The organism is Methanohalobium sp. (genome assembly GCF_018609725.1).
Taxonomy (GTDB): Archaea; Halobacteriota; Methanosarcinia; order Methanosarcinales; family Methanosarcinaceae; genus Methanohalobium.
On the sequence record NZ_JAHENT010000111.1, the window covers coordinates 1 to 9,283 of the forward strand.

General features: G+C 38.1%; 10 protein-coding genes. 1 reads left to right on the top strand and 9 read right to left on the bottom strand.

The genetic code is table 11. From position 1 onward, the window contains the following. The 8 genes from QZ276_RS07400 to QZ276_RS07435 form a co-directional block, all read right to left on the bottom strand. On the bottom strand, nucleotides 1-290 hold a 290-nt coding region (locus tag QZ276_RS07400), incomplete at its 3' end, for a phosphomethylpyrimidine synthase ThiC (RefSeq protein ID WP_292486725.1). Nucleotides 291-312: 22 nt separating this feature from the next. Then, nucleotides 313-1,200, bottom strand: coding sequence for a methylenetetrahydrofolate reductase (locus tag QZ276_RS07405; RefSeq protein WP_292486727.1), 888 nt, complete (start codon nucleotides 1,198-1,200; stop codon nucleotides 313-315). Between the two features lie 21 nt (nucleotides 1,201-1,221). Continuing rightward, nucleotides 1,222-1,845, bottom strand: a complete 624-nt coding sequence (locus QZ276_RS07410; protein WP_292486729.1) for a methylenetetrahydrofolate reductase C-terminal domain-containing protein — start codon at nucleotides 1,843-1,845, stop codon at nucleotides 1,222-1,224. Between the two features lie 10 nt (nucleotides 1,846-1,855). Next, complete coding sequence (gene folP / locus QZ276_RS07415; RefSeq protein ID WP_292486731.1) at nucleotides 1,856-3,100, bottom strand: dihydropteroate synthase; 1,245 nt, start codon at nucleotides 3,098-3,100, stop codon at nucleotides 1,856-1,858. Nucleotides 3,101-3,165: 65 nt separating this feature from the next. Further along, complete coding sequence (locus QZ276_RS07420; protein WP_292486733.1) at nucleotides 3,166-4,032, bottom strand: bifunctional methylenetetrahydrofolate dehydrogenase/methenyltetrahydrofolate cyclohydrolase; 867 nt, start codon at nucleotides 4,030-4,032, stop codon at nucleotides 3,166-3,168. Between the two features lie 15 nt (nucleotides 4,033-4,047). Then, entirely contained in the window at nucleotides 4,048-5,283 is a 1,236-nt protein-coding gene (gene glyA / locus QZ276_RS07425) for a serine hydroxymethyltransferase (protein ID WP_292486735.1), read from the bottom strand. A gap of 89 nt (nucleotides 5,284-5,372) precedes the next feature. Continuing rightward, the gene (purN, locus tag QZ276_RS07430) at nucleotides 5,373-5,951 is read right to left on the bottom strand and encodes a phosphoribosylglycinamide formyltransferase (RefSeq protein WP_292486737.1); all 579 of its coding nucleotides are present in this window, start codon (nucleotides 5,949-5,951) and stop codon (nucleotides 5,373-5,375) included. Between the two features lie 90 nt (nucleotides 5,952-6,041). Next, nucleotides 6,042-7,007, bottom strand: coding sequence for a transcriptional regulator (locus QZ276_RS07435; RefSeq protein WP_292486739.1), 966 nt, complete (start codon nucleotides 7,005-7,007; stop codon nucleotides 6,042-6,044). A 68-nt stretch (nucleotides 7,008-7,075) separates the two neighbouring features. Between QZ276_RS07435 and QZ276_RS07440 the strand changes: the two genes are divergently transcribed. After that, nucleotides 7,076-8,359, top strand: coding sequence for a tRNA(Ile)(2)-agmatinylcytidine synthase (locus tag QZ276_RS07440; RefSeq protein WP_292486741.1), 1,284 nt, complete (start codon nucleotides 7,076-7,078; stop codon nucleotides 8,357-8,359). A gap of 6 nt (nucleotides 8,360-8,365) precedes the next feature. Here QZ276_RS07440 and QZ276_RS07445 read toward each other — a convergent pair whose 3' ends face one another. After that, on the bottom strand, nucleotides 8,366-9,157 hold the full coding sequence (locus tag QZ276_RS07445) for an NAD+ synthase (RefSeq protein WP_292486742.1): 792 nt from the start codon (nucleotides 9,155-9,157) through the stop codon (nucleotides 8,366-8,368). Nucleotides 9,158-9,283 lie beyond the last annotated feature (126 nt).

Below are 9,283 nucleotides of genomic sequence, written 5' to 3' on the forward strand. Positions count from 1 at the left end.
GAAAGGTCGGTTATTGTATCTGCACCATACTTTTCTGCAATTTTTACTTTTTCAACTTCAGAATCTGGGTCAACATTGGCTGACGAAGTGCCGAGATTGACATTTATTTTGGTGGTTACACCCTTTCCTATGGCTACTGGTGGAGAATTATCCCTTGTCATTATGACAAGTTTGCCATTTGCCACATACGAAATGATTGTAGTTTCATCAATATACTCTGTCTCTGCAACGTATTTCATTTCAGGAGTTAATATTCCATCACGTGCACAGTCTATTTGTGTGGCGCCCATAACATATTCCATCGTTGTTATTTTATTCAGGAGAAAAACCAGCCATTTCAAGAAGATTTACAGTATTTAAACTTTTTCCAATCGGCATAATATGAACCCCATTACAAATATCTCTGATTTCGTTAATGGTTTCTGCACTTATAGCAAGACCCTCATATACCGGATCTTTAGCATTTTCCAGACGGCATATTATATCATCGCCAATTTTTATACCGGGTATATTATTGTTCATAAAACGTGCCATCTTAGCTGATTTTAAAGGGATAATACCAGCAATTATTGGTATACCCAGATGTTTTACAGATTCTACAAACTCTTTGAACTGGTCTAAATCATAAACAGCCTGTGTCTGGATAAAATCAACACCCATTTCAGCCTTCTTTTTAAGTTTCATCATCTGCATTTTCTGGGATATATCGGTGTTTGATACTACACCCACTGTAAAATGCGGTGTACCTTCAAGTTGGTTACCAGAAAAATCATAACCTTGTGTCAGTTTTTTAACCATAGACAACAACTGGACAGAATCAAGATCATACACTGGTTTTGCTCCTGGATGGTCTCCCTTTGTAGTGTGGTCTCCCGTCATTAAACAGATACTGTCAATACCCATTGTATTGGCACCGAGAAGATCAGATTGGATAGCCAGACGATTACGGTCTCTACAGGTCATTTGCATAATTACATTATGACCAGTGTCAGCAAGGATTTTTCCAAGTGCTAAGGGAGACATACGCATGACAGCACGATTATTATCGGTGATATTAATCGCATCAACCCATCCCTTGAGGCTATCAGATATATTAAGAACTGAAGATATATCGTTTCCTTTGGGAGGTGTTATTTCCGATGTCACTACAAATTTACCGGATTTGAGTTTTTGTCCAAATAATGGCATATTATCAATCATTCACTTTTTAAAAGGCAAAGATTATACACTGTTATCTTCCACGTTATCCTTTGGTTCAATTACTTTTTCCAGTAAATCGAGCCTACCAAGTTTTTCAAGTCTTTGATATATGAGTTCCCAGACACAGTCCATATCAGAATTTACTTCACACTTACCACCCATTGAACCTCCACAGGGTCCGTTTAAAAGCCCCTTAGGACATTGAGCCGTTGGACATATACCTCCAAAATCAGCGATTGTACAGTTACCACACATGGCACACTGGGCATGAAACACATTTCCCTGATAGATGCCTCCAAGTGAATCAGTATTGTTTGCGGGATATACTGATACATCAACAAGTTTTGCAATTATCGATGTCCCGCTTCCACATGCCATCACAAGAATGGCATCTGCTTTTTTTATATTGGTGTTTTTTTCCACAAGGGAATCATATGAATGGATACTACAGGTTCCGATTGGCAGGGCCCAGCCTACAACATTTTTACCTGCTTTTTCAAGACGTGCACACATATCTTTTACTTCAGGTTCTCCTCCTGTGTGCATTTTGGCTGCACATACATCACACCCGATAACAAATATGTTATTTTCACCTTTTAAGGATTCCAGTATTTCATCAAATGATTTGGATGACGAGATTATCATATTTACCTTGTTATTGATAGAGGTACTTTGTATCTGTATACTGTTCCAGTGTCTCTTCAATCATATCTGCAATTAGGGGAAGATTCCGTGCCTGACAAGACAATTTGTCCACAAGTTGTTCTATCTGCAACAATGTTCCCATGAGTATCACATCAGTGGATTCATCCTCATGGGATACCGCATCACGGGAGATTGCTGCATCTGCTCCCCTTGCAAGCATTTCCTGTTTTATAATAAGCGCTTCAGTGGTTGTGATTTTGTTAATCCTAAGCACGCGGTAAACTGATTTTTTCTTCATTACGTTGGAACTCGATGTAGTAGCACCGATTGATTGAATCAAGTAAGCCGCATCCGATGGATGAGTTACATCCAGAACTGATACTTCAAACCCGTTTTTCCTGACATATGGATTACGGCTCCGTATTGCTTTTGCTACATCAACAACATCTTTTGTCTGGGGTATATCATGAGTCCTTATTATATCCGTACCCTTGTGTACTACCAAAGATGTAGCTGCAAGACTCCCATACAGACGTTCTTCTGCAGGTTTTCCTGTTACTGCCTTTATCATGGATTTACGTGACACTGCTGCAAGTAGCGGCTTTTCAAAAATTTTGAGGCGTTCAAACTGATCAGCGGTCTCAAAATCATATATAGGGTCTTTTTCAGTCACCCATTTACCAAACGCCGGGTCAAGTATTAGTTTGTTGGGGTCAATATCTTTTGATTCTGCTTTTTTTATTATCGAGCTAAGCGAATCCATGACTGCATCCATACCGACAGGGTCACCTGGTGTTTGATAGGACGCCATTACAACTGCAGGACAATCATAATCAGCAATCAAATCCACCATACCGGAATCAGCAGTTAAACCCGAAACATCATTTACAACGTCTGCACCCCGTTTCAATGATTCTTCGGCAATGTCTGCAAACATGGTATCTACAGAAATAACAGCATCAACATTACCTTTAAGTTCTTCCAGTGCCGGAACCAATCGCTCTGTTTCCTGTTTTTTGGTTATCTTTTCAGCCAGTGGCCATGTGGAACGTCCGCCCACATCAATCATGGTTGCTCCTTCATCAACCATATTCTGAGCAGTGTTAATTATAGAATCTTTATCGATTACCGAATTTTTATAGAAAGATTCCTGACTTAGATTTATAACGCCCATTAAACGTACAGGATGCTCATCTCCGACCTTAAGTCCACATATATCAGAATCAACAGCCATGATTTTACCGGTACCATCCATTTAAAATATTGAAGATTTTATAAGGAAAAAATAGAATATAGAATATTATAAAACTAACCGTTGATTTAGATTTTATTTTGCGCAGATTTGAGAACATGCTGCATCAAAGTGGCAATGGTCAACGGACCCACTCCACCGGGAACAGGTGTTATAAGTGAAGCTTTCTGTTTCACATTATCAAAATCAACGTCTCCATAGACCTTGTCTCCCTCTTTTGATATTCCTGCATCAATCACCACTACTCCTTCTTTTACCATATCGGATTTTATAAGATGTTTCACACCGGTTGCTACTATAAGTATATCAGCGTTTACTGTATAACGATTGAGGTTACTGGTATATACATGACACACAGATACTGTTGCATTCCTGTTTAAAAGCATGGTTGCCATTGGTTTACCTACCACATTGCTGTGACCAACTACAACCACATCACTTCCTTCAATACCAACATCGTATTCTTCAAGTGAGGTCATTATCCCTTTTGGGGTACAGGGAACAAGTTCCTCATTTCCAATTAAAAGGTTGCCCATATTCTGAGGATGGAAGCCATCAGCATCTTTTAAAGGATCGATTTCCATCATTACTTTCTGCTCATTGATATGTTCAGGCAGAGGGAGTTGAACAAGTATACCGTGAATGTCATCACGGCTGTTTAGATTATGAACCAGTTCAATAAGTTCATCCTGTGTTGTATCTTCGGAAAGGAAGTGATCCTCTGCAATTATTCCTACTCTGTCACAGGCTTTATGTTTTAATCTAACATACATCTTGGATGCCGGGTCATCTCCCACTACAATAGTAGATAGACCGGGGGTTATATTATACCGGTCTTTTAAATCCTGAACTTTATAACTTAATTCTGATTCTATTTTTTTGGACAATGAGCGTCCATCGATTATTTTTGAGTCGTAATTTTGCCCTTCCGGCATTTGAGTCACCTTAGATTATTTATAAATCGGGTAACTGCCAGCAAATTGCTGGACGTCTGCAGATATCTTCTCAAGTTCTGAATCATCATTTCTGTTATCAATCGCCTTTTTGAGGAAATCTGCAACATCCTCCATCTCAGACTCTTTCATACCTCTTGTAGTAATAGGAGGAGTACCTACCCTTACTCCGCTGGTAATAAAAGGTCCTCGAGTTTCAGACGGAATTGTATTCTTATTTAAAACAATTCCAGCTTTGCTAAACACTGTTTCAGCATCCTTACCTGTAATATCAAAGTCATTGAGGTTTACAAGCATCATATGGTTATCCGTATCCCCTGAAACGATGGTAAATCCTCTGTCCTCTAGGTTTTTACACAATGCTTTTGCATTTTTAACTGTTTGTTCCAAGTCTTTTTTGAATTGAGGAGTCTGTGCTTCCTTAAAAGCTACAGCTTTCCCGGCAATCACATGCATCAAGGGTCCTCCTTGTATACCCGGGAACACTGTTTTGTCAATAGTTTTTGCGTAATCTTCACTACACATAATCATACCACCCCTTGGACCCCTGAGTGTCTTATGGGTGGTAGTAGTCACAAAATCAGCATATGGCACTGGATTCTGATGCACACCTGCTGCCACCAGTCCTGCTATATGAGCAATATCTGCAAGCAGGTAGGCACCTACCTCATCTGCGATTTCTCTGAAACGTTTAAAATCAATCTCTCTTGAATATGCAGAAGCGCCTGCAACAATCATTTTAGGTTTGTTTTCCTTTGCAATATCCATCAATTCATCATAGTCAAGCGTTTCTGTTTCTTTATTCACACCATAGGGTACAACATTGTAGAATTTACCTGTGAAATTAACAGGACTTCCATGAGAAAGATGACCTCCCTGACTTAGGTCCATCGCCATTATGGTATCACCGTATTCAAGTACTGAAAAATATACAGCCATATTGGCATTAGAACCTGAATGTGGTTGCACATTTACATGTTCAGCACCAAAAATCTGTTTGGCTCTATCAATAGCAAGATTTTCAGCGATGTCTACATATTCACATCCACCATAGTAGCGCTTGCCGGAATAACCCTCTGCATATTTATTGGTCATAATAGAGCCCTGTGCTTCCATCACAGCGCGGCTTGTATAATTTTCAGATGCTATTAAGTTTAATTTATAATCCTGACGTTTTGCTTCTAATTCCATTGCTTCAGCAATTTCTGGGTCAATTTCTGAAATATATGACATACTATCCTTCCTTTTTGTTGAATAATAAAAGTAATACTATATAATAAATTAAATCGATTTTTTATGGGGAATAAAGTATCCCTTTAATATTAAACTTTACCCTCAACCCACAACTTTACAGCTTTCGGGTAAATCTCATGTTCCTTTTGCAGTATCCTGTTTTCCAGTGTTTCTTCAGTATCGTCTTCATAAACAGGTACACATTCCTGTAATATAATAGGTCCAGAATCCATATCTTCGGTAACATAATGTACTGTGCATCCTGACACTTTTACACCGTAATTAAGTGCCTGTTTTTGTGCTCTAAGACCTTTAAAAGCTGGTAATAATGAAGGATGAATATTAAGAATTCTGCGTTTATAGAACCGTACAAATTCACTCCTAAGGATACGCATAAATCCTGCCAGAAGAACAAGGTCGGTGTTAAATTCCTCTAATTTTTTAATTAGCTCTTTTTCATATTCAGATTTGTCTGAAAATTCTGATGGGTCTATAAAAACTGCACTGATCCCATATTTTTTTGCACGTTCCAGCGCATGGGCATCTCTAACATCACTGATAACCGCCTTAATATTGGCATCATGAATGTAGCCATTATCCACATTATCGATTATCGACTGGAGATTTGTACCTCTTCCCGAAGCCAGAACTGCGATATTTACAACCATTGGTGGTTTGTAAGGCTTTTTTATATATTTAGAGTTTTGGGGTATAATAAATATACAAGATAGAAAAAATTAATTGCTTTCACTGCTACTTTAGTTGTTATTTTTCATTCTCTCTTCTATAAGTTGTAGCAGGTCTTCGGGGTCTGACAGTTTATTGAGTTCATCCCTTTTGATAAACACTGTACTGTCGAAGGATTCGGATTTTAAATTGCACTGGTCTTTTATTATGAACACCGATTGTGAACCTGTCACATTGGAAATACTGCTCATAAGCTCAGCCCTTTTTATCATGGAATTGCAGTATTTACTTACTCCTGTCAAAATCACATCTGTATCTTTTTTGGATACTCCTCTAAACGGTGCTTGATTTGTAGAAAGCACGTCGTATCCGAGAGTCGATATTAAATTTAATATGTTATCTTCAGGAGGTTTAGTTTCGTATTCATTATTTTCTTCATCTTCCTGTAACTTATTATCAAAAAATTCCAGCAAATCAATGGATTTAGCAAGTGCAACATCAAACAGCTCTTCAAGCTGGAGGGCAATATCAATAGATGCATCCATGCCTCCTTCTTCATATTTGCTGATTGTTCTTCTGGACACTCCAAGTTGGGATGCTATAGTTCCTATTGACATGGAGACCGACATTCTTGCTTCTCTTAATACGTCTCCATCAATTGAAACATACAATCCCCCTGGTGCTGCTGACACCAATGGAGGGACTGACTCCACAAAGTAATCATATAAAGTTTGTACATTCAGAGCCGGTATTCCATACCGTATATACACTACTCCATCTTCAAGCATTTGATTACGTGTTTTTGCACCTACAATTAATGCTGAACCATCGAGGTATTTTGCCAGAGATTTCATCTCTTGTGCAGTTTCTTCATTCAGACCGTCAATGTTGTATAAAGCCTTGCAAAATATGAGAATATCATCTTTTCTTGCGGTTATATCAAAACTTCGAGGTCTGATATTACACCGTTTTGAAACAACAAAATTTGCACGTTTTAATACATCAACTATCTGATGTATTAAGATATCTTTGGTCATGCTTATCCTAACACTAATTTATGTATATTTATATATATAATTTATCCATTGTATATTCAGTAACAAATATGATAATTGGTATTGATGATACAGATTCCAGAGAAGGAATGTGCACCACATATCTTGGTGCGATATTAATTGAAGAACTTACTGTATTTGGGAGTATTCGTGGATACCCAATACTAGTTCGCCTGAACCCAACAATCCCCTACAAAACACGCGGCAATGCAGCTATTGCAATCCAGATTGATACAAAATATCCTGATAAAGTCATAGAACATGTTATATCAAAAATTGAATCCCTTGCGGAAATGCAAAGTGAGAAAACTAACCCAGGTGTAGTTTTTTTACATGATAGAGAGTATAACAAATCAAAAGCCGCATTAAAAGATTTCTTTTACGATACTGTCCATAATGTCATGGCAATTGAGAACGCAAAAAACCTGATATCAAAACTTGGTCTCATTGCAAAAGGGTACAAAAAAGAGAGAGGGATTATAGGCGCACTTGCAGCTACAGGTGCAATGCTTGATGGTGAATGGGACTCTACCTATGAGTATCTAACATACAGGAAAAAAGAACGATGGGGTTCACCCAGAGTAGTGGATGAAAACAGTATATACAAAAGTGACCTTGATTTTTATCCAGATACATGGGACACTGTGGACTGGGAAAACTATGTAATCGTCTGTGTTCCCAAATCACCCGATCCTGTACTATATGGAATCAGAGGGAGAGATGACCATACAGTTAAAAGTGCAGCAGAGGATATAAAATCCGAAACTGTTGAAAGAAGTGCTGTGTACAAGACAAACCAAGGTACAGATATGCACCTGTTAAATGTATCCAGTATAAAAAATGTCAATGATATGCAGTCCTATATTATTCAAGGCACAGTTAAAAATCATCCATACACTATAGAAGGCGGACATACTATATTTACACTTGGTGATAATTCTGGTAATACCATTGATTGTGCCGCTTATGAACCCACCAAGAATTTCAGATATCTAGTACGAAAACTGAAGACAGGTGACAATATTACTGTATATGGAAGTGTTAAAAACCAGACATTAAATATTGAAAAAATCAAAATAAACCGCCTTGTTCCAATATATGAAACCAGAAATCCCACCTGTCCGATATGTAACAAAAGAATGAAATCAGCAGGGAAAAATCAGGGATTCAGGTGCAGAAAATGCAAAACCAAAACTAAATCATCTGTACTGGTAGAAATCGACAGAGATATTAACACCGGTCTTTACGAAGTACCACCTTCTGCCAGACGTCATCTGGCAAAACCACTTGTCCGGTTCAGGTCGTCCGACTATAATATATTCCCAAGCAGATGAACTGTTTTATTCCATATAATGGCGGGCAGCATCAACTATTGAAATGGGAGGAACTTTGCGCTTGTGAATATTAGATTTCATACGGGACAACAATAAATCTATTTGTTCCGGTGTTAAATCAAATATTTGCTGCAAATTTTCAGGTTTTTCACCGTGAGACACCAAATCAAGGATTCTGTCTATAATCTCGTAGGGCAGACCAAGTTCATTCTCATCAGTCTGTCCTGACCATAAACCTGCAGATGGTTTTTTATTGATGATGTGTTCAGGAATTGAGAGGAGTTTTGCAAGTTCAAACACTTCTGTTTTGTAAAGGTCACCTATTGGTTCTAAATCCACTCCACCATCGCCGTATTTTGTAAAGTATCCAAGCATTATTTCACTTTTGTTACCTGTACCCATGACCATTTTATTGAAAGAATTTGCGTAGTAGTATAAAAGACACATCCTTATCCGGGATTTTAAATTACCTACAACGGGTGGTTTTTCACCCGCTTCATCTGGAATTTCTGAAATGAAGCAATTTAAAATCCTAGAGATATCTATATTTTTGAAGTTGATGCCAAGGCTATTTGCAATAATTTCTGAATCTTTGGAATCCTTTGGTGATGTTACACCTTCTTCCGGCAGGTGGATACCAAGCACGTTTTCGCTTCCAAGTGCTTCTACTGCAAGGTTGGCTGCTACAGCCGAATCTATACCACCGCTAAGCCCTATTACAACACCTGTTGAATCCGCTTCTTTTACTTTTGAACGGATGAAATTGACAATTATACTTCTGGCTCTGTCGTAATCCATGTTATCCTGTATCATTGAAGTTAAACGTTGTTTATAGATAAATTATCAGATATATTTAAATCGTTTCTTACTGGGAAGATTTCCAGAACCCGTGGAAACTTAATGGTACATGATGCTTTAGATGTA